General features: G+C 50.0%; 25 protein-coding genes. 13 read left to right on the top strand and 12 right to left on the bottom strand.

The genetic code is table 11. From position 1 onward, the window contains the following. Nucleotides 1–182 precede the first annotated feature (182 nt). Together D6024_RS27260 and D6024_RS12295 are read right to left on the bottom strand one after the other, a co-directional pair. A complete protein-coding gene (locus D6024_RS27260; RefSeq protein WP_240410019.1) occupies nucleotides 183–3578 on the bottom strand; it encodes a glycosyltransferase family 117 protein in 3396 nt (1131 codons plus the stop codon). A 414-nt stretch (nucleotides 3579–3992) separates the two neighbouring features. Next, nucleotides 3993–5039, bottom strand: a complete 1047-nt coding sequence (locus tag D6024_RS12295; RefSeq protein WP_121354932.1) for a hypothetical protein — start codon at nucleotides 5037–5039, stop codon at nucleotides 3993–3995. A 95-nt stretch (nucleotides 5040–5134) separates the two neighbouring features. On the opposite strand from D6024_RS12295, the gene D6024_RS12300 reads away from it, so the two are divergent. Both D6024_RS12300 and D6024_RS12305 read left to right on the top strand, forming a co-directional pair. Next, complete coding sequence (locus D6024_RS12300; RefSeq protein WP_121354933.1) at nucleotides 5135–5581, top strand: DUF5684 domain-containing protein; 447 nt, start codon at nucleotides 5135–5137, stop codon at nucleotides 5579–5581. A gap of 41 nt (nucleotides 5582–5622) precedes the next feature. Further along, complete coding sequence (locus tag D6024_RS12305) at nucleotides 5623–5838, top strand: hypothetical protein (RefSeq protein ID WP_121354934.1); 216 nt, start codon at nucleotides 5623–5625, stop codon at nucleotides 5836–5838. Nucleotides 5839–5893: 55 nt separating this feature from the next. Here the strand turns inward: D6024_RS12305 and D6024_RS12310 are convergent, their stop codons facing one another. Both D6024_RS12310 and D6024_RS12315 read right to left on the bottom strand, forming a co-directional pair. Further along, a complete protein-coding gene (locus D6024_RS12310) occupies nucleotides 5894–6193 on the bottom strand; it encodes a KGG domain-containing protein (RefSeq protein ID WP_205573272.1) in 300 nt (99 codons plus the stop codon). A 272-nt stretch (nucleotides 6194–6465) separates the two neighbouring features. Next, on the bottom strand, nucleotides 6466–6738 hold the full coding sequence (locus D6024_RS12315; RefSeq protein ID WP_121354935.1) for an acylphosphatase: 273 nt from the start codon (nucleotides 6736–6738) through the stop codon (nucleotides 6466–6468). 89 nt (nucleotides 6739–6827) lie between these two features. On the opposite strand from D6024_RS12315, the gene D6024_RS12320 reads away from it, so the two are divergent. Continuing rightward, nucleotides 6828–7025: a hypothetical protein gene (locus tag D6024_RS12320; RefSeq protein WP_121354936.1), complete on the top strand. Its 198-nt coding sequence runs from the start codon at nucleotides 6828–6830 to the stop codon at nucleotides 7023–7025. 95 nt (nucleotides 7026–7120) lie between these two features. After that, nucleotides 7121–7369: a hypothetical protein gene (locus tag D6024_RS12325; protein WP_121354937.1), complete on the top strand. Its 249-nt coding sequence runs from the start codon at nucleotides 7121–7123 to the stop codon at nucleotides 7367–7369. On the opposite strand, the gene D6024_RS12330 is transcribed toward D6024_RS12325, so the two are convergent. Next, the gene (locus D6024_RS12330; RefSeq protein WP_121355355.1) at nucleotides 7370–7891 is read right to left on the bottom strand and encodes a YdeI/OmpD-associated family protein; all 522 of its coding nucleotides are present in this window, start codon (nucleotides 7889–7891) and stop codon (nucleotides 7370–7372) included. A gap of 145 nt (nucleotides 7892–8036) precedes the next feature. Between D6024_RS12330 and aspS the strand changes: the two genes are divergently transcribed. From aspS to D6024_RS12350, 4 genes are all read left to right on the top strand, one after another. Next, nucleotides 8037–9869, top strand: coding sequence for an aspartate--tRNA ligase (gene aspS, locus D6024_RS12335; RefSeq protein ID WP_121354938.1), 1833 nt, complete (start codon nucleotides 8037–8039; stop codon nucleotides 9867–9869). 241 nt (nucleotides 9870–10110) lie between these two features. After that, a complete protein-coding gene (locus tag D6024_RS12340; protein ID WP_162944732.1) occupies nucleotides 10111–10965 on the top strand; it encodes an alpha/beta hydrolase in 855 nt (284 codons plus the stop codon). Between the two features lie 49 nt (nucleotides 10966–11014). Beyond that, entirely contained in the window at nucleotides 11015–11839 is an 825-nt protein-coding gene (locus tag D6024_RS12345; RefSeq protein ID WP_121354940.1) for a DUF6159 family protein, read from the top strand. Between the two features lie 286 nt (nucleotides 11840–12125). Then, nucleotides 12126–12935, top strand: a complete 810-nt coding sequence (locus tag D6024_RS12350; RefSeq protein WP_121354941.1) for a hypothetical protein — start codon at nucleotides 12126–12128, stop codon at nucleotides 12933–12935. Nucleotides 12936–13000: 65 nt separating this feature from the next. Here D6024_RS12350 and amaB read toward each other — a convergent pair whose 3' ends face one another. The 4 genes from amaB to D6024_RS12370 form a co-directional block, all read right to left on the bottom strand. Then, nucleotides 13001–14527 carry an L-piperidine-6-carboxylate dehydrogenase gene (amaB, locus tag D6024_RS12355; RefSeq protein WP_240410020.1) on the bottom strand — a complete coding sequence of 509 codons (1527 nt, stop codon included), beginning with the start codon at nucleotides 14525–14527 and terminating at the stop codon, nucleotides 13001–13003. A gap of 115 nt (nucleotides 14528–14642) precedes the next feature. Continuing rightward, a complete protein-coding gene (locus D6024_RS12360; protein WP_121354943.1) occupies nucleotides 14643–16565 on the bottom strand; it encodes a TonB-dependent receptor plug domain-containing protein in 1923 nt (640 codons plus the stop codon). Nucleotides 16566–16733: 168 nt separating this feature from the next. Continuing rightward, nucleotides 16734–17552 (bottom strand): 3-methyl-2-oxobutanoate hydroxymethyltransferase, encoded by an 819-nt coding sequence (gene panB / locus D6024_RS12365; RefSeq protein ID WP_121354944.1) that lies wholly within the window; start codon nucleotides 17550–17552, stop codon nucleotides 16734–16736. Between the two features lie 201 nt (nucleotides 17553–17753). Beyond that, nucleotides 17754–18245 carry a DUF421 domain-containing protein gene (locus D6024_RS12370; protein ID WP_162944733.1) on the bottom strand — a complete coding sequence of 164 codons (492 nt, stop codon included), beginning with the start codon at nucleotides 18243–18245 and terminating at the stop codon, nucleotides 17754–17756. Nucleotides 18246–18338: 93 nt separating this feature from the next. Between D6024_RS12370 and D6024_RS12375 the strand changes: the two genes are divergently transcribed. From D6024_RS12375 to D6024_RS12390, 4 genes are all read left to right on the top strand, one after another. Continuing rightward, entirely contained in the window at nucleotides 18339–18542 is a 204-nt protein-coding gene (locus D6024_RS12375) for a hypothetical protein (RefSeq protein WP_121354946.1), read from the top strand. A 2-nt stretch (nucleotides 18543–18544) separates the two neighbouring features. Beyond that, nucleotides 18545–19009 carry an NUDIX domain-containing protein gene (locus D6024_RS12380; protein ID WP_121354947.1) on the top strand — a complete coding sequence of 155 codons (465 nt, stop codon included), beginning with the start codon at nucleotides 18545–18547 and terminating at the stop codon, nucleotides 19007–19009. Then, on the top strand, nucleotides 19006–19668 hold the full coding sequence (locus D6024_RS12385; protein ID WP_121354948.1) for an endonuclease III domain-containing protein: 663 nt from the start codon (nucleotides 19006–19008) through the stop codon (nucleotides 19666–19668). Before D6024_RS12380 ends, D6024_RS12385 begins: the two co-directional genes overlap by 4 nt. Nucleotides 19669–19744: 76 nt before the next feature. Continuing rightward, nucleotides 19745–20641: a polysaccharide deacetylase family protein gene (locus D6024_RS12390; RefSeq protein WP_121354949.1), complete on the top strand. Its 897-nt coding sequence runs from the start codon at nucleotides 19745–19747 to the stop codon at nucleotides 20639–20641. Between the two features lie 399 nt (nucleotides 20642–21040). On the opposite strand, the gene D6024_RS12395 is transcribed toward D6024_RS12390, so the two are convergent. Together D6024_RS12395 and D6024_RS12400 are read right to left on the bottom strand one after the other, a co-directional pair. Further along, nucleotides 21041–21238: a hypothetical protein gene (locus D6024_RS12395; protein ID WP_121354950.1), complete on the bottom strand. Its 198-nt coding sequence runs from the start codon at nucleotides 21236–21238 to the stop codon at nucleotides 21041–21043. A 47-nt stretch (nucleotides 21239–21285) separates the two neighbouring features. Continuing rightward, nucleotides 21286–21954: a YggS family pyridoxal phosphate-dependent enzyme gene (locus D6024_RS12400; RefSeq protein WP_121354951.1), complete on the bottom strand. Its 669-nt coding sequence runs from the start codon at nucleotides 21952–21954 to the stop codon at nucleotides 21286–21288. Between the two features lie 64 nt (nucleotides 21955–22018). Here D6024_RS12400 and D6024_RS12405 point away from each other — a divergent pair, with 64 nt between their 5' ends. Further along, a complete protein-coding gene (locus tag D6024_RS12405; protein ID WP_121354952.1) occupies nucleotides 22019–22684 on the top strand; it encodes a hypothetical protein in 666 nt (221 codons plus the stop codon). 49 nt (nucleotides 22685–22733) lie between these two features. On the opposite strand, the gene D6024_RS12410 is transcribed toward D6024_RS12405, so the two are convergent. After that, a complete protein-coding gene (locus tag D6024_RS12410; RefSeq protein ID WP_121354953.1) occupies nucleotides 22734–23891 on the bottom strand; it encodes an acyl-CoA dehydrogenase in 1158 nt (385 codons plus the stop codon). Between the last annotated feature and the right edge of the window lie 41 nt (nucleotides 23892–23932).

The following is a 23932-nucleotide window of genomic DNA, read 5'->3' on the forward strand; positions in this document are numbered from 1 at the left end:
AAATTTAGTAAGCCGTCAATCGGGAAACGTAAAAATGAGCCGCTTTCATATCAAAAACTCTACGGTTTAACGTTTGCCGTTTCACTTTTGACGTATTCACAATCTACACCATTTCCGGGCAGTTTGTTCACACAAAGTCGTTAAACAAAAAACCTCTCAGCGGGTGAGAGGTTTTGGTTTTTTTATTTTTTTGTGCTGTCGGCTGCTTTTGCTCCTTGCGGCAGCTCCTGCACCGGCGGCTTTTTGCCTTCGTAAGCCTGCTCGAACTGCTTGATGATTTGGAGGAAATCCTCTGCATCCCGCTCGTCGCTTGCAAGCTGGTAATAATAATCTTCCCTGAACTCACGCAGGTACTTGTAGTATTTCAGCTGGTCGTTCAGGTCTTTTACAAGTGCTGTCTTCACCTTTGCTGCCAGGTCGGTATAACCGGCCTTGTAGGCTGCTTCCAGATACAACAAACCAGTGCGGTTATGGTTGTTCTGGTTCTGCGTGGACGCCGTCATCGCATAAGGGAACGCTTTTGTGTTCATCAGGCTTTCGGCCTTGGCGAGCACGGTAACCGCTTCTGGCTTACGGCCTTCATCAGAAAGAGCCGATGCTCCTTGTGCGTACGTAGAACGGATCGAAAGCAAGTGCCGGCGGTTTTCTTCGTCAAAATAAACATTGCCGTTGCTGGCATTGCCGGCGCGGAAAACTTCTGTCAGCAGCTTTTTCGTTGTATCGACCTCCATGCTGCGTCCCGGTTTGTCCGAAAGAACCGGCACCAGTTGGAAGACCATTCCCTGCTGGCGCAGGTAGGAACCAAATCCGAGGCTATTGTCCGGAGACGTAAAGCAGATAGGACGCTTCCAGGCATTCGCAGCAATCACGTTCAACATAGCCAGTTGGTCGAGTGTATAGAAGTTTTTGCCCTGCGGCAGGTTGAACACCATTTGCGTTGGCAAACTATCCTTCGCCGTGACCACACCGTTGGCCTTCACCGTCGCGGCATCAACCGGGATGCTGACGGTATGCACAGCAGGGAAACTGGTAATGCGTGGTTTTTGCTGTCCGATGGTTTTCATCACATCCAGGAGGTCAAACACACCTTCCCTTGGATTACGGTCTTCTGTAACGATATAGGCCAGCCCGCGAACCTGGTCGGCGCTCCAGATCACATCGATCGGGGCGCTCTGGTTCACCTTGTAACGCAACTGGTTTACATACCAGTCGATTCCCAAAAGGCTGGTATTGATAATGCGGATATCGGGACGAACGCCTTCCACTTCCTGTGCATACCAAAGCGGGTAGGTATCGTTATCACCATATGTGAAGAGAATGGCATTCTTCGGACAGCTATTCAGGTAATCCTTTGCCAGGTCAGGCGCCAGCAATTTTTGGCTCCGGTCATGGTCGTCCCATTCCTGGGCTCCCATGAGTACCGGCACCAGCAAGCAAAGCACCGTGGCAGCGATGCCGGCATTGCGGAAACTTGTTTTTCCGGCTGTCCGTACAATCATTGTTATGGCCAATGATACAGCGGCAAAAAGAATAGCTCCCAGTAAAGCGGCGGTCAGTTTGCCGGTATTGAAATTGGCGGCGTCGCCGAGCACCATAATAAGGAAGGTGGTGAGCGAGCCATAAATCAGCGTGTTCACGAGAGTCACCCTGTCGGCTACTTCGCGGGCCAACCGTGCGAAACCGATAACCGCTAACCCGATCCAGATGGCAAAAACATAATACGAGCCGGCGAAGGCATAGTCGCGTTCACGTGGCTGGGCACCTGCCTGGTTCAGGTAAAGTACAATGGCTACACCGGTAAAGAAAAATAAGAGGAAGGTGACGATCCAGTCTTTGCGGTCACGGAAAAAATGATAGATACATCCAAAAATTCCGAGCAGGAAGGGGAGAAGAAGAAGGCTGTTGTGGGCCTTGTTCGTCCGGATGCTTTCGGGAATGTTGGCCTGGTTGCCCAGTCGGAGATTGTCAATGAACGAAATTCCCGTGATCCAGTTTCCGTCCCTGGCATTGCCCAGCCCCTGGAGATCGTTCTGCCGGCCGGAAAAATTCCACATAAAATAGCGCCAGTACATAAAGCCCATCTGGTAGGTAAAGAACCACTCAAGGTTGTTGGCAAACGTGGGTATCTGTACGGCGATCGGCTGACCGGCCTGCACACCCTGTCCGCGTTGCACACGGGCTGCATAGCCATCCGGGAGGTTATAGGAGTACTGGCTTTGCTGGCCGTTGTTGCCGATTTCCACGACCTGAACCGATTCATCCGTCACAGCCTGCACATAGCTGTTGGCACGGGCTGTCACGACGGGGAGGTTCAACCATTGAATGTAAAAATCGGCATGGCGCGGATCGTTTCCGTCCCACACACGGGGGAAAAGCTGGATGTCTTTGCTATCGTATTCCACTTCCGGTGAAGGCGCTGGATAGCTGATGTATTCGTTCTTACCGGTCTCGGGGTTTTTGCCTTTTGAGTACAGTGTCTTGCGCTCCCCGGGTGTGCCTTGCGCCAGGAAATGGGGACCGAGCAAAATGGGTTGTGACCCGTATTGTTCGCGGCCGAGGTAGTAAACAAGGTTCATCGGGTTATCGACATTGTTCATGTCAATGGCCGGGTTGGCATTGGAGCGTTCGAGCGGGGTGATATACGATGAATACCCCAGCATGATGAAGATAAAGCTCCAGATGCCCAGGCGCATCAGCGGCAAATGTTTGCGGTTCGCATAACGCAGGCCGATCCAAAGCAGGAAGCCGAGCAGTACAAAAAAGAAAATAAAGCCTGAAAAGAAGGGCAGGTGCATTGAGTCGACAAAAAAGATATCGAAGCTACCGGCAATTTTTACCGAATACTGAATGACCACCACCTGCACCAGGCCCGTGATAATGCAGCCAATGATAAATGCCCAGATGGCTCCCCAGCGGCTATAGGTATACCGACGGAAATAATACACCATCACGACGGCGGGAATGGTCAACAGTCCCAAAAGGTGGATGCCGATGGAAAGTCCCAGCGTAAAGAATAACAACACGATCCAACGGTCGGCACGGGCACGGGCTGCGGCGTTGGTGCCGGCTTCAATGTCGGCACGTTCCCATTTAAGGATCAGCCAAAAAGCCAGTGCAGTGAAAAGCGATGAAAAAGCATAGACTTCGCCTTCAACAGCGCTGAACCAAAACGAATCGGAAAACGTATAGGCAAGCGAACCAACAATGCCGGCTCCCATGATGGTGAGTAATTGTCCGCCGGCAGGTTCTTCGCGAAAACCAACCGTGAGCTTGCGGGCAAAATGCGTGATCGTCCAGAAAAGGAAAAGGATGGTAAAGCCACTAGCCAAAGCATTCATGATGTTGACCGCTTTTGCGGCAGTGGCGGCGTTATCGCCGAAAAGAACAATAAAGAACCGTCCCAGCAAAACGAACAACGGTGCACCGGGCGGATGCGGCATTTGCACTTTGTAGGCGGCCGAAACAAACTCGCCGCAATCCCAAAACGAGCCGGCCTTTTCCGCCGTTAAAATGTACACAAGAGAGGCAATGGCGCACACTACCCAACCGGTAATGTTGTTGACTTTTCTAAAGTTCATAAAGGTGGTTAGTCGTTTAACGGCTTCCCGGTTTGGAAGAAGCCGTGCAAAAATAGGGAAGCGACTAAATTAAAGGGAAAAGAATAAGAAGAATGTTAAAGCCCCCCCGATCATTTAAGAGGGAAATCGCCCCCGCACAAAGGCCTTTTAAACACGGTGTTTTTTACCCAATAGCGTTCTGAACGTTCCCGAATTTGCGTTGAAATCTATCTCAATCTTGTACCGCCGGTTATTGAGCCAATCGTACCTACGGTGTTTTGTTCTCTCCTCCATTCTTTTTCTACTGGCCGGATGCCCAGCGGGGTAAAAGAACAAAGCCCCCATCATTGCGAATGATGGGGGCTTTGTAGTATTGTAAAAGTAAAGGTCTTTGCTTCGGTGCTCATTCTCTTTCAGAAGAGGGCGGGGCAAGGCCTACTGGTACTGAATATAAACCGGTTTGGGTTTGAGGCTCAGCACCTGCTCTCTTGACATCATTTCCTTTTGACCGCTTTTCTCGGTATCGTTTACATAGAACAATTTGAACCCGGTAAACTGCACCGGCTTTTCATTGATCCAGTAACGGTAGCTGCCTTTCTTCAGGTCCGGGGGTCCCCAGCCGTCCATATCCATCACAACCTGCAGTTCGGGATGGAGTTTAATTTTTTCCGCTTCCGGAACCATGCCCTGCGTAAAGCGGTGGATCATGAAGATCTTGGGAGGCAAATTGTTTTTCTTCACCAGGTTAACGAGGTAATCGCCTACCCAGTTGATGTCGCTGGCAGCCATGGTGCCGATCACGGTCCCGGGCTTTTTACCGCCCTTGCCGTTCATCGCAAACTCAGGGTCGATGGCCAGATGCACATTGGGCATGGACAAGTATTTTTCCCAATACGGAACTTCCGACTGCAGTTCACTCAGTCCAATCTGGATATCGATAAATACAATCGCATTGATCTCTTTCGCCCAGTTCAGAATGGTATCGACCTGGCCCTGTGGCATGCGGTAACGGAATTTTCCGTCTTTGCCCGGTGCACCCTGTGCTGTGACGGCAATGTAGTGGAGACAGGGAATCGATTTAATCACTGTATCGGCCTCGTTCCATTTTTTTACTTCGTCCAGCAGGCGGGGGATCATTTCCTTCTTGGGCCATTTACCCAGGGCGCCCATGCGGTTGGAGTAAAGGTTGCCGTAATAGGCAACCACCCTGTTAAAGGGCAGAATGGCGCCGGGCAGGGGCAGCGGGGCGTTTTTTACCGGCCAGCGACCACTGGTGTCACCACCAGCCAGGTAATTCATTAATTTGTTGTAACGGGCCGTGTCCAGCGTGCCGCTGCTGGCTGTACTGCCGCTGCCGGTTTGGGCTTCTGTTTTGGTTGTCGTGGAATCTTTCGACCCGGTTGTACTGGCTGCTTTGTCGTTACTGCAGCTCAGTAGAAGCAGGGAAAAACCCAGACTCGCTAACGCAGTGATTTTAACCATAGAAAATGGATGAAGGTTATTTTAGAATTTTTGCGAATGTAGTGGTAAAAGAGTAATCTTGTGTTCATTCACAACCAAAACAATGTAAAAACATTATGGAAGAAAATTACAACGCTTATGAGCGTGTTCTAGACCCCTCTACGATTTATGCGATCCTTGCCGTAGCGCTGATTTTCGGGATTATCGGGATGATTGCACAATGGAAAATTTTTAGCAAGGCGGGCAAACCGGGATGGGCAGCTATCGTTCCCATCTACAATGTATACACGCTGCTCAAAGTGGTTGGAAAGCCAGGCTGGTGGCTTTTCTTACTGCTCGTTCCCTTTGTGAATATTTACGTGGCAATTAAGTCGGTTCACCTGCTTTCCAAAAGCTTTGGGAAAGGAGTTGGATTTACGTTGGGACTTTTGTTCCTGCCAATTGCTTTTTACCCAGTGCTGGCATTTGGCTCTGCTGCCTACCTGGGTCCATACGGCGATCCCGCCGCTTTCGCTGCCAGGCAACAGGCCAATCAATTTGATTTTGAAAATTTGAATGCTTAGGGCAGTGGCATACCGTTTTTACCATACCGGGAAAAAACAGTATGCAGGACGAAAAAGACATCACCCGCAACCGGCCAACGGAAGAAGGCCGTAACAATGATCCCAATCTTCGGGACGAAGATGCCCGGCAGGGTGCCAGCACCATGAGTACTTCCGATACGGACAATGCAAATGAAAACATCACCCGTACAACGTCGGATAACTTCAGGGATACGACCGAAGAAGATAAGAAAGCGGATAAGCGGTTTGACGAATGAGAATGAAAAGGGTCTGTGAACGACCGGCAAGCCTGCTGTTCACCGACCCTTCTTTTTATTCTGACTCTCCGTTAGAACGTTGACGGCGTTGACCGGAACTCTGTCCACCTTTCCGACCGATCTCACTCATGTGTTCGCGGTTTCGGCTGACGATTTGCCCCCCCTTACGCCCAGCTTCTCTCGCCTCGTCACGACTCCATTCGTGGGCAACACCCTGGCGGTGCGCCGCACGACCACCTTCGCTGGCGATTCGTTTTTGTTTGTCGGGATCCATAGCGGCAAAGCCACGGTTTGACGTTTTGCGACCGGAATCATCGCGGTCCATGCCTGACATGTCATTACTCATTCTTGACATTTCTCCTTGTTGCGGATTGTTCATAGAACCCATACCACGGCTGTCCTGGTCCATCCGGCCCTGGTTTTCGGTTTGACCTCTTTCTGCCATACACTCAGAATTTAGAAAGGTTAACAAATGATGCTGTACAGTAGTGGACCCAACAAAATGATGCCGCAGATTTTTAAAGCTGGCGGGGTAAATTGATGGGTAATTTTTGCTATACTCAACTACACAATGCGGCCAGATTGAGCAAGCGAGCACAGCTTTAAATTGGGTTGAGACAGCATCATTTAGCCGCGAAGAATTTTAAAATCCGTAAATGTTTTTTCTTCCACCTCCTCGATAATGACGGACGAAACGATCGACCGCGGTGGGCCCTGGCGGCACCAGTCAGAAAAGGCCGCCAATTGATCTTCAGTTCCTGTGGCCAGAACTTCCACATCGCCATCAACTGTATTTTTTACCCAGCCAGTCACCCCCAATGTTTCTGCCGCCTCTTTTGCCGATGCCCGGAAAAAAACGCCTTGCACCCGGCCTTTGATAAAAAGATGTTTGGTTGGCATTTGATCATTTTTAATAATTGAAGGGTTTTGCAAAGAAAGGAAAGAGACGGCTGTGGCACAACATTTCTGCTGTTCTCTCAAATTGAGCTATGAAACCGCAACAACAAGACACGGACGCTAAAAAACAAAGCCACGTTTTTGTGCAACAACCCGATGGCGAACAAATCAACATACCGATGCGGGAGCCGGAATCACGAGCCAAAAATGTCGATGCGGCCAAAAGCCAGACTGCCGAAAACACACCGACGACTCATAGTGGAGAAGTGACCAGCGGCGAAGATGCGTAAGACCGCTGAAACCTAACGGCAGAAAAACCAGTCCGGATATTGTAGTCAACAGAATACCATCCGAAGTATCATTCGTTTTTTTAAAATACAGTGCCATGAACACTAATGACAAAAATCAAAAAAGGGGAGAAGAAGAGGAATTGAAGATTTACGGCGCCCCGGGAAGTACCCTGCAAACCCCCGAAGAGCACCGGCACGACCAGAGTGTAGATCCAACAAAAGATACAACGATTGATGTGTCGAACGATGACCTGCGCAAAACGGACATCGACAGGATGAAGGAACAACTGGACGGGAAACGAGGCGATACGGAAATCGACGACACCCTGAGCAACGACGAATAATCAAAAACCCAGGTCTTCCTTCTGTTGCTTGCGGGCCCGCATCATCTGCGGGAATCCCATTCCTCTAGCCAGCGCATCAACGGCCATGGCGATTCGCTTTGCCTTGGTGGAAGTGGTTTTGGCCGACTCGATCCAGTGCGAAAAATAGTTGCGATGCCCTTTGGGGAGACTTTCAAACATTTTGACGGCAAGCGGCTCGTCCTGCAGGCATTCCAGGAAATCCGCATCCAGTTGAATTGGATCGCTGTCTATTTTCAAACGAACAAACACTTCTGCGCCTTTTGCTTTTCGAATACCTTTTCGGGTAGCGGCATTGAGTGGCATGATAAAAGACCCATCGCCCATCGGTAAAAGCGCCAGTTTTTCAATGGCATATTGGTCCAAGGTACCCTTAACCCGGAAAGAAGTTTTTACGTTGGGATTTAAGGCAGTCGCCTGCTCCCGTGAAATAGCAATATAGGTCCAGCCGGTTTTTTCACCCTGCTTGTCAAATTTTTGAATGATCGTCTTGAACTGAAGCATTGGGTCCAAAATAAACAAAAGATAAATAGCATTGCAGCCGGCACAGTTGACAGACCGACATCCCGGGTCAACGCACAGAACGATTCTCACGGCACACCTGTCAGCAAAACCCAAACCCTCTATCTTTGCCGCTCAAATTTTGTTTATGTATCGTACACATACGTGTGGTGAACTGCGGTTGAAAGATGTCGGTTCGGAAGTAACACTGGCAGGATGGGTGCAAACCGTCCGGAAATTCGGTTCCATCACTTTTATTGATTTGCGCGACCGCTACGGCATCACGCAATTGTTGTTTGGCGAAGACCTGAACGAGCAGCTGGAAGCAGCGCCGCTCGGTCGCGAATTTGTGCTCCAGGCCTCGGGCACTGTCATTGAACGGAGCAACAAAAACCTGCAACTCCCAACCGGGGAGGTTGAAATCAGGATTTCGTCCTTTTCGGTTTTAAATAAATCAGCGATTCCGCCGTTCACCATCCAGGACGACACCGATGGTGGCGATGATTTACGTATGCGTTACCGTTACCTCGACCTGCGTCGTGGTGCCGTAAAGCGCAACATCGAACTCCGCTACGCTGTAAATCGGGCCACGAGGGAGTACTTGCACCAGAATGGTTTTATGGACATCGAGACGCCGTTTTTGATCAAGTCCACCCCCGAAGGCGCCAGGGATTTTGTTGTGCCTTCACGGATGAACCCCGGTGAGTTTTACGCCTTGCCGCAATCGCCCCAAACCTTTAAGCAACTGCTGATGGTCAGTGGGTACGACCGCTATTACCAGATCGTAAAATGTTTCCGTGATGAAGACCTGCGGGCCGACCGTCAGCCGGAGTTCACGCAGATCGACTGCGAGATGGCCTTCGTGGAACAGGATGATATTTTGAACATGTTTGAGGGCCTGATCAAATTCATTTTTAAACAGGTAAAAGGGATTGACTATACCGATGCTGTAGAGCGCATGACCTGGGAAGATGTCATGTTTCATTATGGTATCGACAAACCCGATATCCGCTTCGGCATGAAGGTGGCCAACCTGAAAATACCGGCCACGGTTTTTGACGAAAAACAGGCGGCTGTGGCTGCGTCGCCAATTGCCGGGTCTACAGGTTTTGGTGTATTTGACAATGCAGAAACGGTTGTGGCGATTGCCGTACCGGGAGCGGCCGAGTACACCCGCAAACAACTGGACGAATTGACCGATTGGGTAAAGCGTCCGCAGATCGGTATGCAGGGCCTCGTTAACATTAAGTACAACAGCGACGGCAGTTTGAAAAGCAGCGTCGATAAATTTTTTACTGAAGCGGCTTTGCAGGAGATTGCAAAGTACGTAAATGCCAAACCGGGTGACCTGATCCTGGTGCTTGCCGGCGCTGAAGAACGCACCCGCAAAGCCATTGCAGAATTGCGTCTCGAACTGGGCGAGCGGCTCGGATTGCGCAAGAAAGACGAGTTCCGCCTTTTGTGGGTCTTGGACTTCCCGCTGTTCGAGTATGCGGAAGAGGAAAACCGCTGGGTTGCCCGTCACCACCCGTTCACCTCGCCGAAACCTTCGCAAATCGAGACGATGATCGGCAATGACCCGGTAATTGAAAACGCGGCCGAGTACCTGAAACACCCGTATGCCAATATCAAAGCCAATGCATACGACATGGTGTTGAACGGAAACGAGATCGGCGGCGGTTCAATCCGGATCTTCCAGCGGGAATTGCAGGAGAAAATGTTTGCCGCCCTTGGTATGACCCAGGAGGAAGCGCAACACAAATTCGGCTTCCTGCTTGGAGCTTTTGAATACGGTGCCCCGCCGCACGGAGGCATCGCGTTTGGCTTTGACCGACTCTGCGCCATCCTTGGCGGCAGCGAAAGCATCCGTGATTTTATTGCCTTTCCAAAGAATAACAGCGGCAGGGATGTTATGCTCGACGCCCCAGCCGGCATCGATCAGAAACAGTTGGATGAACTGAACATCAAATTGGCGCTATAAGCGGGTATAGCGATATTTTGATCGGCAGATGGTGACGACAAAAAATATCTCAATACTGCAATATCCCAATATCTCTTTTCCACTTGAGACGGAAAACCTGTTCCCTGCGAACAGGTTTTTTGCTGTTACAAACCGACTCTTCCATCGGCAGGGTTAACAACATACGCACAATAAGTTTTCGGTATATTCGTCTTTAGCAAAATACCCGGGCACCTTTCGGATGCTTTTCTTATCGAATACGATGAAACAGTTTTATACGTTATTTTTTCTGTTGGTCGTCTTTGTTTCCTGCCAAAAAGAAACAACAGGCAATACGGTAGAAACAGGGGAGAAGGTCCTGCAAAATGTGTCCTACGGAAATGACGGGCAGCAGCGGATGGACATTTATCTACCCGCCAACCATAACACGACCAGTACAAGGGCGCTGGTATTGATCCATGGCGGCGCCTGGACAAGCGGCGACAAAACCGATTTCAATGAGTTCATCAGCATCCTGAAACAACGCCTGCCTGATTACGCAGTTTTCAATATCAATTACCGCCTCGCGGCATTTCCAGCAACCAATCTTTTTCCCACACAGGAAAACGATGTGAAGGCGGCATTTGACTTTATCCTTTCAAAGGTTTCAGACTACGGTTTTAATCAAACAAAGATCGTGGTGCTAGGTGCTTCGGCCGGTAGCCACCTGGCCCTTTTGCAGGGCTACAAAAATGCCACACCGCGATTGAAAGCAATCGTAGACATGTTTGGGCCGTCAGACCTGACAGCATTCTACAACAGCCTGACCGAGCCAATCGTCAAATCGACCATGCAGGACCTGCTCGGTGGAACACCCACAACTAACGCTTCATTGTACCAAAGTTCTAGTCCCATTAATTACGTAACGGCACAAAGTCCGCCGACCCTCGTCTTCCACGGCGGGCAGGACCCCTTGGTGCCACTTTCGCAAAGCAGTTCGCTGAAAGCGAAACTCGATGCGCTAAAAGTGCCTGCGCAACTGGTCGTTTACCCGGCGGAAGGACATGGATGGGAGGGTGTAAGCCTTACGGACACTTACGAAAAAATTGACGCATTTCTACGGCAGTACAATCCATAAAAATTTAATTACCTTTCTTTATATTTAATCTTTACCAAAACCAATTCTTATGCGTTTTTTTGAACGTCTCTCCAACGGCTGGAAAATTTCCTTGCGCTCTTTTAAGGTCTTGAACGAAAACAAGCAATTACTTGCATTCCCTGTTTTGTCGGCCATCTCGCTTATCCTGGTAATGGGTGTTTTTTATACCGGCGTTCTGGCCATGGTGGGCTGGGACCTGGACAACCTGAATACCGATGGTTTGACAGGTTACCTGCTACTTTTTTGCTTTTATTTGATTAATTATTTCGTAGTGGTGTTTTTCAACATGGCGCTCATTCACTGTACACGGTTGTATTTCCAGGGCGAAGAAGTTACCATTGAAAAGGGTCTGAAATTCAGCCTGAGTCGCATTGGCGTGATATTCTCCTGGGCCGTATTTGCCGCTACCGTCGGAACCATCCTCAAAGCTATCCAGGAAAATGCAGGCATCATTGGCAAGATCATCACGGGCATCATCGGGATCGTTTGGAATATCGCTGTCTTTTTTGTTGTTCCGATCATCGCATATGAGGGATTGGGACCAATTGCAGCCTTCAAGCGCTCTTCACAACTTGTCAAGCAAAAATGGGGCGAAAGCCTTGCCGGTACCTTCAGCCTTGGGTTGGTTCAATTTGTCGGCATCCTGCTGGTGGCTCTTCCCCTTTTCTTTCTAGGGTTGGCGATCCACTTCATTGCCGGCGTTGTGCTGGCTGTGCTGGGAGCATTTATCGTGATCGCTATTATCAGCGCTACGGAGACCATTTTCATTAGCATGGTTTACCACAATATCAACGGTGATCCTGTCAAATACCTGAACGAACAAATGGTCAATGACCTTTTCGTAAAAAAATAATTGTTTGTAGTGATCATTTCTGCTTGGCCTTCCAGTTGGAAGGCCTTTTTTATTGCAAAACGATTTTGCCCCTTTACGGCAAGCCGGATGTATGCCTACATGTACCCACAGTCTCTTTAAAAGAAGAGCTGAATTGAGACAGTCACCCTGGTTTAAAAATCCACAAATGCGTTTGACTTGTCGGATTCATTTATTATTTTAAACCAGCCAATGTCCCCATCAAAACCACTTCTGTATTTCGTGATAACTTTTCATTGTGCCATTACTCCACCTAAAACGCAAACAAATGAAAAGTCGAAGCACACCAATCATTCTGCCATTTTTCCTTCTAACCTCCCTGTATGCTGCCGGCCAGGCAGTTCAGGTAAAGCAGCCGGCCGGGCTGAACATGCGGGGCTCTTACACCATGCAAAAACAAACCCTGGATTCGGGAAAGGGGCTTAGCACATTAAATGTGCAGCAGGATAAGATTTACACGGATAAATACATCATGTATGCCCATCGCCGGTCCGAAACCGACTCGCTGGCGGAGTTTGGAATCGGTACCTATAAAATCGAAAACGGACAGGTAATTGAAAATATGTTTTATGGATCGTCCGGCCCGGTCAACGGCACCTATCAACTGGCCATCACCAAACGGCCCGATGGTTATTCGCAGGTCATTGATTTCCCGGGAAGCGACCCTGCCAAACATTACATCCTGACAGAAGATTATAAAAATGCAAGCAAGGCCATGAAGACGCCGCTGGACGGCGCCTGGAAGCAGGTCAGAAACGTCACCATTTCACCAGATGGAAAAACCATGGCTGATGACCATCCTACGCAATATAAAATCTATGAGTCAGGGCATTATATGTGGGCCAATACGTCGAAAGACAGCAGTGGCAAACTGCTTTCGTTTTATGGCTATGGGACATTTGACATGCCCCGGCCGGATGAAGTCACGGAATTGACAAGCAGTTCGACGTTCACATCGGCACTGGTAGGCCAACCTGTTACGGTCAAAATAAAATTCCTGGGAAAGGATAGCTATGAACAAACCATTACCTGGCCGGACGGCAGCAAACTGGTAGAAACTTATGAGCGGATGAAATAATCTCCGGCAACGAAAAAGTGCCCATCGCGAAGGAATGGGCACTTTTTTTAAAAAAGCCTGATTTGTTATAAGTCAAATTTGATGCCTTGGGCCAGCGGTAATTTCGTGCTGTAGTTGATGGTGTTTGTCTGCCGCCGCATATAAATACGCCAGGCATCCGAACCGCTTTCCCGGCCGCCACCTGTTTCTTTTTCCCCACCGAAAGCGCCGCCGATTTCGGCACCCGACGTGCCAATGTTGACGTTGGCAATCCCGCAATCGCTGCCGGCAGATGAAAGAAATGTTTCGGCTTCCCGGAGATTCAGGGTCATGATCGACGATGACAAACCTTGCGGCACACCGTTCTGAATGGCAATGGCCTCCTCCAGCATTTTGTATTTCATCAGGTAAAGAATGGGCGCAAACGTTTCGTGGCAAACGATCTCGTAGTGGGGCTGCACTTCGGCTATGCAGGGTTTTACGTAACAGCCGCTTTCATAACCCTTGCCCTCCAAAACGCCGCCTTCCACCACAAACTGACCGCCTTCGGACTTGCATTTTTCGATGGCCGCAGAGTACATTGCCACGGCACCCTTGTCGATGAGCGGCCCTACGTGATTGGCTTCATCGAGCGGATCACCAATGCGCAATTGTTTGTATGCATTTACCAGCTTGTCGCGAAAGGCATCGTACACATCCTCGTGAATGATCAGTCGGCGGGTAGAGGTACAACGCTGCCCGGCTGTCCCTACTGCCCCGAATACACAACCGACAAGGGCCATTTCGAGGTCGGCGTCTTTGGAAATGATAATGGCATTGTTGCCACCCAGTTCCAGAAGCGACCGCCCAAGCCGTGCACCAACAGCCGCCCCAACGGCTTTGCCCATCCGGGTAGAACCGGTAGCCGACACCAGCGGTACCCGGGTGTCGGCAGCGAGACGTTCCCCGATTTCCCGTTCACCGATCACCAGGCCGCAAACGCCTTCGGGTACACCATTCGCTGCAAACACGTCTGCAATGATGTTTTGGCAGGCAATGGCACAAAGTGGTGTTTTCTCCGATGGCTTCCACACGCAAACATCGCCGCAAACCCAGGCCAGGGCCGTGTTCCAGCTCCACACAGCTACCGGGAAATTGAATGCTGAAATAATTCCAACGATTCCCAGTGGGTGCCACTGCTCGTACATGCGGTGACCGGGACGTTCACTGTGCATCGTTAGCCCGTGTAACTGGCGGGACAAACCAACTGCAAAATCACAGATATCGATCATTTCCTGCACCTCACCGAGACCTTCCTGCAGGCTTTTGCCCATTTCGTACGAAACCAGTTTTCCAAGTGGCTCCTTGTATTTGCGAAGGGCCTCGGCAAACTGCCGCACGACGTCACCCCGTTTTGGCGACGGCCACAGGCGCCATTCCAGGAAGGCTTCAGAGGCTTTTTTGATGACTTGATCATACGCCGCTTCGTCAGTGCCTACCACCTCTGCGATTTTTTTCCCGTCGACAGGAGAAAAGGATGCAATCACCTTTCCCTTGCTGCCGATCCATTTTTGGCCGGTCGCAGTGCCGCCGTTGCTTTGCCTGATTCCGAGTTGGTCTAAAATATCCTGCATCATTAACTGATTAAAATTTGTAAAGTATAAAAGAGTATCCTCCGCCCTATGTTTCATTTACTTTCTCAAGGACAGGCAACATTGAACAGTGCCAACTTCCCTCAGCTTCATTGTTCTATTTGGTTAAAGATATTTTGATTCCGGCCATCAGCCACCGGCCGGGCATTTGCGCACCCAACAGGTCGGTGTACGACCGGTCGGTGAGGTTGTCCACTTCGACAAAGGCGCTGACATTCTTTTTCCACAGAAAGGCTTCGCCTTTCGCATTGACGACAAAATAATCCCTGGAAACCCTGGCAATTACTGGCGACGGATCCTTTTGCGATTGTCTTTGTTTATAAAGCCCGCTGACCGAAAGAGAGAATAGCCGGTGCGTGTACTGTACATTCAAATTACCCAGGTACCTGGCATGCGAGGAAAGGTAAAGCGAAGGTGTACCGGTCTTCGTGTCACTTTGCAGCCAGGTAAAGCCAAGCGTTGCCCACACGCCGCTGTTTGCAGATAGCGTCTTGCTGAACTGAACATCGGTTTCCACACCTGTCGTTGTGACATCCGCAATATTTTCCGCCAACAGGTAGGTGCCTGTGGGAGAAAGATTCACTTTTCGCGGCATCAGGAGATAAGGTGTGCTGACGTAATCAATCAGGTCTTTGTGTAAGCGCTGGAAGAACGTGGCTGACAGTTTCAGGCTGTTACTGAAAAGATAGTCGGCCCCGGCCTCGTAGGTAAATGAACGTTCCTGTCCTAAATCCGGGTTGCCAATTCGTCCGCTGGCCACAAAAGCTTTGTTGTAATTGTTGAAACGTTCCGTAAAATCGGCATCGCGTATGGTTTTGCCGGCGCTGCCGCGAATTTGTAGGGCATCGACGCGGTAGGAGAGATTCACCTGTGGTACAAATTCCCACCCGCTCCGTTCGTTCCATTCCATCCTTGCAGCCGGTGTGATGAAAAGGTTTTCATTGAGTCGCTGGTTCCAGACAAGGAAGGCGGCGGCCTGGCCGAGGCTGTGGTTGCCTCGGTCGTTGGAGGAGATATTCTTGTTGATGTACTGCAAACCGGTGGAGAGCACGGTTTGACCCGAAAGACGAATTTCATCACTTACCAGTGCCTGCCACAGGTTGCTCTTGCTCTGGTTGGTGGCGCTGCGTGGATTAAAAGCAAAACTGTCGGTCAAATTCTTGTAGCCTGCCTGGAAGCGCAGGGTATTTTTATCGGTGTTGCGGGAAAGCTGCAGTTGGTTCCAGATGGTCTGCACGGTTTCCTGGGCCGTGTCGGAAGCAAAATTGGTATAAAAGTTTTGCGCTGCGAACCTGCGTTTATCAAAGGAGGAGCGGAGGGCCAGGCTCCATCGCTCATTGAAACGATGACTGACCGATGCCGAAACTGTATTCGCATGCACAAAGCCACGGATACCCCGTTGGGGTTGCCCGTCCGTGTTGTTCGACAAGATACCGGCTCCGAAAGACGTTTTTCCGTTTGAAGCATAGAAACCCGCATTGGCACCCAGCAGCGCATATTCGCCGGCGGTCAGTTGAGCGGCAGCCTCTACCGTTTTAACGGCCGGTTTCGTTGCAAAAGTTTTTGTGATGATATTAACCACGCCACCCACTGCTTCCGAGCCGTATAAGGCGGAAGAAGCCCCTTTCAAAACTTCAATGCGATCAATCTCGCCGGGAGCAATGGGAATATAAGAAGTGAAGTGGCCGGTATTGGGATCGTTGACCCGCACACCATCAATGATGACCAGCACTTGCTGAAACGTACCGCCACGCAAAACGATATCGCTTTGGGCACCCATGGGTCCGCGGGCCTGCACTTCTACGCCAGGAACATATCGCAATAATTCGTCGACGGAATGAACGGGAAGCGCCGCAAATTTTTCACCCTTAATGACAACCAGGTTCCGCCCGGTTTGGGACGCTTTGATGGGATTCATCGACGCTGTGACAGTCACGGGGTCGAGGTCAGTTTGCTGGGCAAATCCAGGTTTCGCACCGAACGCAAGCAGTACGGTTCCGGCAATAATTCTGTTTCTCATAGCCATAAAAATTGGTGGCAAAAATAGGTGAGGGTGCCATTGAACAAGTCCGGAGCCTGCGTAATGGAGCAGACAACCGGGTGTAAACAATTGGCAATAAACCTTCAACAAGCAACAACAAAAATTTCACTGCACATGGATATCTGTACATTTCCAGCAACGCAACGCCTAATATGATTCGGACTCATTAGGAAAATCGTTGCTCCGAACATCGGCAATGTACTGCTGTACGGCAGCCGTTATCTGCGGATGCAGGTTCAGGTACTGACGCAAAAAACGGGGCTTGAATTCGGTATTGATGCCCAGCATGTCGTGCATCACCAATACCTGGCCGTCGCAATGGGGTCCGGCACCAATGCCGATGGTTGGGATCGAAAGAGAAACCGAGACATCCTTTGCTAGTGCTGCCGGAATTTTTTCCAGCACGAGGGCAAAGCACCCGGCCTCCTCCAGCTTTTTAGCATCGGAGCGCAACTTGGCCGCCTCTGCTTCTTCTTTGGCCCGGACACTGTAGGTACCGAATTTATAAATGGATTGGGGCGTCAAGCCGAGGTGGCCAATCACCGGAATTCCGGCGCTAATGATTCTCCTTATGGACTCGACCACTTCTTCCCCGCCTTCCAGCTTGATGGCATGTGCACCGGTTTCTTTCATGATCCGGATGGCGGACGCGAGGGCAATGTCACCGTTGGACTGGTAGGAGCCAAACGGCAAATCCACAACTACGAGGCTTCGTTTTGCACCGCGGATAACCGAAGAAGCGTGGTAAATCATTTGGTCGAGTGTAATGGGCAGGGTGGTTTCATGTCCCGCCATGACGTTCGACGCGGAGTCGCCAACGAGAATGACATCGATGCCGGCCGCATCAAACAGGGAAGCGAAGGAAAAATCATAGGCCGTCAGCATGGAGATTTTGGTTCCCGATGCTTTCATTCGCTGAAGCGTATGGGTCGTAATGCGTTTGACTTCCGGTGCGTTAGCGCTCATGCAAAATTTTTGGCGAAGATAAGCCGGCGGTTAAAGATCTTGGATTGTTGCGTAGAAAACAGTAACAGGCGACTGTCGGCCGAACATAACCCACCACTGCCATTCTACATTTTAACCGAAACGAAAACCAATCCTTCGATGGAAGGATAAGGTAGCTGCAAGCGGAAATTAAAGGGAAGTTGTTGTGCAGACAACCCGGTATCAGCCGGTTCGTTTCTTTACGAAGCTCACCCTGCCGGTTCGCTCGAAATAGATCTCTTCCACTTCCTCCAGCGAGTTGATATGCAGGCTTAACCGCAATTGCTCAAGAATGTCATGCTCAGTTATATTGGTGCGCCTCATGTTCTTACGGTTGAACTGGCCATTGCCGTAAAGAATAAAACTTTTTCCCTTAACCACGCGGCCGATCCATTTATACCAAAAAGAAAGGTTGGAAAGTATATTGTGAATGACCATGATGGTTACACCGCCGGCAACTGCCGAAAGAAATGGCGTTGCACCAACAATGCCGCGGGCCAGTACCGCACCCAAAAGAATTGTCAGAATGTTATCAAACACGTCGCCTTTGCCGAAGGAACGCATGCCCGAAAGGCGGATCATGATGATCATCAGGATGAACATGACGGCCGCCCGGGCAACGGTTTCGCCCAGGCTGATTTCTTCTTTGATCCCCCAGATTTGAGTCAGGTCCATAAATCGTTTTCTGCAGCAGGGCATAAAAAGAGTGCCATTCTCAGCCATGGGCCGTGGCATAAAATTGTCAGTGATTTGGGCAAATACGTTAAAATGGAAAACGACAAAACAAAGAAGGTGAACAATCCCAGCCAGATGGCAGGGCCGCACCGCGACCGGCAGGGCGTAGACAAAGCACCCGGTGAAGAAGAAAATGAAGGACGAGTTGAAAATGTGGTGGCCGACACGCAAAGAGCCAAAGGCAAAGTGGACGGCGATCCTTCGCAGGCCAGCGACCAACCGATTAACGAGCCTTAAAAATGACAACGCGAAAGAGTGCAGGGCTGCTGGTGTACCGAAAGAAGAACAAGGCGGTGGAAGTTTTCCTGGTACACCCGGGTGGTCCGTTTTGGAAAGGAAAGGAAACTGGTGCCTGGAGCATTCCGAAGGGAGAATTCAACGACAGTGAAGAGCCGTTGCAGGCTGCCCGTCGTGAATTTAGGGAAGAAACGGGGCAGGAAGTGACTGGGCAATTTGTTGAACTGAAAACCGTGCAGCAGAAAAGCGGCAAGCTGGTATATGCCTGGGCGGTAGAGGGAGAAGTCGATCACGAAAACATCGTGTCCAATACATTCCGGCTGGAATATCCCTCTAAATCGGGAAAATGGATTTCGATTCCCGAAGTGGACAAAGCGGCTTGGTTCAGCATTGCCGACGCCAAGGAAAAGATTAACCCAGCACAGGTCGCACTTCTAGATGACCTGCTCCAAAAGATAAACTCATGAAAAAGCCCTTTGCTCTGGCAGATATGCTGCGCCGGATTGAAAAAGCCATTCAACCCTTTCCCAAAGCAGCGATGTTTGAGCTCTACCAAAGGGGCTACACCTCCCTGTTTGAACAGTTGATCTCCTGCATCATTTCTATTCGTACGCTGGACGAAACCACAATACCGCTTTCGGAAAAGCTATTTGCCAGGGCCCGCACACCGGAAGCCTTAGCGGAAATGTCTCCCGGCGAACTGGAAAAGATTCTTACCGGTTCGCAATTTCCCGGGCAAAAGGTCCATACCATGCTGGGTATTGCAAACGTTGCGATCGAGCAATATGGGGGAGAGCTGCCGGCAGATTACACGGTACTCACAGGACTAAAAGGCGTGGGGCCGAAATGTGCAAAGCTTGCCCTTGGCGTGGCAACGGGAGCGGCGGGCATCAGCGTTGACGTGCACGTGCACCGGGTCGTCAACCGCTGGGGGTTGGTAGAAACCCGGACCCCCGAAGCTACAATGGAGGCCCTCGAGGCGATTGTACCGGAAAAAAAGTGGATCGATGTGAACCGCCTTCTCATGCCGTTTGGAAAGCATATCTGCGTTTTACACGCCCCATTTTGCTCCACTTGTCCCGTGCTTGCCTACTGCCGGCAAGTGGGTGTGCAAAAACATCGCTAAATCATACCATTCCGGCTAAAAAAAATTCGGTTTCTCCGCTTTTCACGGCATTTTTGCGGCTTAACCAATGCACAGTATGAAAAACTATTTTCTGTTGTTCGCAGCGCTTTACCTGACTGCCTGTACCAATTCAAATACGACAGGTATCGCGACGAAAAAAACAGCGTCCGCTCCGGGTAAAGACAGCACGGCTGTCGATACCACCTCTTACGCCAACCAAAAACCGGCCGATGCTGCCACCATCATGGCCCGGCCACAGGTGCCGATCCTCTGCTACCACCACATTCGCGAACTGCAAATGCCCGCCCGTGCCAGTAGCGGTTACGAAGTGACACCGGCATCGTTTAAAGCCCAGATGAAAATCCTTGCAGACAGTGGCTATCATTCTGTTCTGCCCGACCAGCTCTATAATTACCTGGTTTATGGCGCACCGCTTCCTCCCAAACCGTTCATGATCACGTTTGACGACACCGACGAAGAGCAGTTTTCCATTGCCAAGCCGGAAATGGACAAATACAACTTCAAGGCGGTTTATTTCATCATGACCATTTCCATCAACCGACCGCGGTACATGACCAAAGAGCAGATCCGCCAGCTATCGGATGAAGGTCACGTGATTGCCAGCCACACCTGGCGCCACGACCGCGTAGACAAATACCTGACGACCCCCCATATCGACCGCGACTCGAAAAAGACGATCGACAACGACTGGGATTTGCAATTGGTGGATACCCGGAAAAAACTGGAGGAGATCAGCGGGAAAGAGATCCATTATTTCGCTTATCCATTCGGCATCTGGTCCAAGGCCGGCATTCCCGAAATTCGTAAGCGTGGATTTAAACTGGCCTTCCAGCTTTCAACCAAGAGAGATCCCGAAGAGCCGCTTTACACCGTTCGCCGGATGATCGTTTCGCCAACCTGGTCGGCAGAAGGAATGCTTCGCGTGATGAAAAGCACATTCGGGAAGGAATAACCGGTATGCTGTTGGCGTTTTTCCCCAACTTGCCGGTATAACTCGTGATTTGGGTCAGGATTGCGCATTTTTCACCAATCGGAATACATCTGGAACAATGTTTGGACCTCTTTAAAAAAATGAGGTTATGTTTCCTGTGTGGTTTTTCGTCCTTTTGATCCTTTTGATTTGTTACCTTCTTTACGTTACCAGAACGACAGAAGAGGATATTTTGGTGATGAGCAAGACTCAATTGAAGCGTTTGGAATACTGGATGAAAAGGCAAGAGTTAAAAGATTAATTAAAAGAAGAAAAAAGTTGCTTGTTCAGCAGCGGAAACCAGGGAATATCCCGGTTGGTTTCCATCTGGACAAGCCTGCAGAACGCAGCACTTTTTTCTTCTTTTCTTTTTTACTATGCTTAGTCCCTCCGGCCGCTGCGGGTCAGTGCAACCAGCAGCAGAATAAATACGGCAGCACCAACCACCCACACCCAGGGTGAGGCATACCAGTTATCTCCTTTGGAATTAATATTCACATCAATTTTTTTGGCGTCTTCCTGGGCCAGAAGGACTGTTGAGTACAATCCGGATAAGAATAAAAGAATGCTTTTTTTCATACTACGATTTTCACAACCTGTTTAAAAAATAATGCCAGCTCAGCTATTCATCGGCTGCCAAATAAAAGACTTCCAATTCGCACCATCGTGCTGCCTTCCTCCAGTGCAATGTGGTAATCGCCACTCATTCCCATGGAGAGAATCCGGAAATCAGTATGGGCAACACCGGTTTGGTGACACCGGTCAAAAATGCGTTTCAGGTTTTTAAATTCCTGGCGCACCAGTGCTGTATCGTCGGAAAAAGAAGCCATGCCCATCAAACCGCTAATTTGGATATTGGCCATCTGTTGAAGCGCCGGTTCGTTGGAGAGAACTTGTTCCAGTTCCCGTTCGTCAAATCCAAACTTTGTTTCTTCCCGGGCAATGTGAACCTGCAGTAAAACGGGGATCGTACGATTGAACTTTTGCCCCTGTTTGTTCACCTCTTTCAACAACTTCAAACTGTCGATGCCATGTACCAGGTGAACGAAAGGAGCGATGTATTTGACTTTATTCGTTTGCAGATGACCGATAAAATGCCAGCGGATGTCCTGCGGCAAACGGGCTTGCTTCTCGACCAGTTCCTGCACGTAATTCTCGCCAAAATCCCGGTGGCCAAGCCCGTACAATTCCTGTATCGCTTCGACCGGCTTTGTTTTGCTCACCGCAACCAGTTGCGCATTCCTCTTCCCGACCTCTTCACAAATCCGCGTGTAATTTTCCGTGCTGATGTACATTGCAAACAAATGTAAATGTTGCAAAAATAGTTGTAACAAGCTTTTCAATCTTTCCTGCTTTTGTATGAAATTCTATGGGTTGATTTTATTCGTGCTCCTTAGTTCCGTTTCCTGCCGTACGTTGTCCTATTATTCCTCGCCCAACAGCCTGCGGAACATTGACGGCACACTTTATCTGCGCAACGGAAAATCGATTACCGGCAAATTGATTGTTCAAACCGACAACGTGTTGGGCAGCCCGGTTAAGCTATTCATGAATGGCGACGAAAAGCCGATGCAATTCTCCCTGTCCTCTGTTCGGGCATTCACCATCGGTGCCGAAACATATGAATTGAAAGAAATAAAAGACGGACTTCCGCTTGGCCGCCAGTTATTTTTCATGCGCAGGATGACGCCGGAAGATGGTCGCATCCGGTTGTATGAGCATATGCAGAAACACACGGTTAACAAAACCTCGGTACGCTACGAACCGGAATATTATGTGCAACTGCCCGGCGAGGAAAACGACCTCGTTCATGCGAGCACAGGAAGCAAATTCGTTCCCGGCTTTGATCAGAAAGCAAGCCTGCTGGTTAGCGATTGTGACGAACTGGCCCGCAAGATCAGGGAGAAAAAAGAAGGCTATTATTATCACCAGGTTTCACTTGTCAAGGAAAAGCGACTGGAGGTGCTGATGAAGATTGTAACCGAGTACAATCAGTGCGAGAAGCGAACAGGGAATGGTGAGTAGCCGTGTGAAAAACACGCACTCCTCACCATCTGAAAAACTGACTTGTAATTTATTTGTTCAAAATAGACCGGCTGATCACAATGCGCTGCACTTCACTTGTTCCCTCGTAGATCTGTGTGATCTTGGCATCACGCATCAGGCGTTCCACATGGTACTCTTTCACATAACCGTAGCCACCGTGTATCTGCACGGCTTCCACGGTCGTCCACATAGCGGTTTCCGAAGCAAAGACCTTTGCCATTGAGGCACTCTCCGTATAGTCCTTATCCTGGTCTTTTTCAAATGCAGCTTTCAGGCAGAGGAGGCGGGCTGCTTCGATACGGGTTGCCATATCAGCAAGTTTGAACGCGATGGCCTGGTGATTCGAAATTTCGGTACCGAAGGCTTTTCTTTCTTTGGAGTACCGCAGCGAAAGCTCGTAGGCTCCGCTGGCAATGCCAAGCGCCTGCGAGGCGATGCCGATGCGGCCGCCGGAAAGCGTTTTCATGGCAAACCGGAAACCAAAACCCGGTTCACCGATCATATTCTCTTTGGGCACTTTTACATCGTTGAAGAGAATGCTGTGCGTGTCGGAGGCACGGATACCAAGTTTATTTTCTTTCCCACCCACCACAACGCCGGGCCAGGATTTCTCTACGATAAAGACGGAAATCCCTTTGTGACCCTTGGCAGGATCGGTTTGTGCAATCACGAGGTAAACCGAAGCCGTGCCACCATTGGTGATCCAGTTCTTGGTGCCGTTCAGCAGGTAATGGTCGCCCATGTCTTCAGCGGTTGTCCGTTGTGAAGTGGCATCGCTGCCGGCTTCGGGCTCGCTCAGCAAAAACGCACCGATGTACAGTGTGCCGTCCTTCCTGCCCTGCGCCAGCGGCACCAGGTATTTTCTTTTTTGTTCTTCCGTTCCATAGGCCTCCAGGCCAAAACAAACGAGGCTGTTGTTCACGCTCATGCACACGCTGACGCTTGCATCCACTTTACTGATTTCTTCCATCGCCAGAACATAACTCGCTGTATCCAGGCCGGCACCGCCATACTCGGGGCTGACCATCATGCCCAGGAATCCAAGGTCTGCCAGCTTTTCGACCTGTTCGCGGGGAAATTGCATTTTCTCGTCACGTTCGATGACGCCTGGCAGGCACTCGTTCAGGGCAAAATCCCGTGCTGCCTGTTGAATCATTTGGTGTTCTTCGGTCAATTGAAAGTCCATTGCAAGCTAAAATTTGTGTGGCAAATGTAGGGGAGGAAGGG

This window comes from Flavisolibacter nicotianae, from assembly GCF_003628535.1.
GTDB lineage: Bacteria > Bacteroidota > Bacteroidia > Chitinophagales > Chitinophagaceae > Flavisolibacter > Flavisolibacter nicotianae.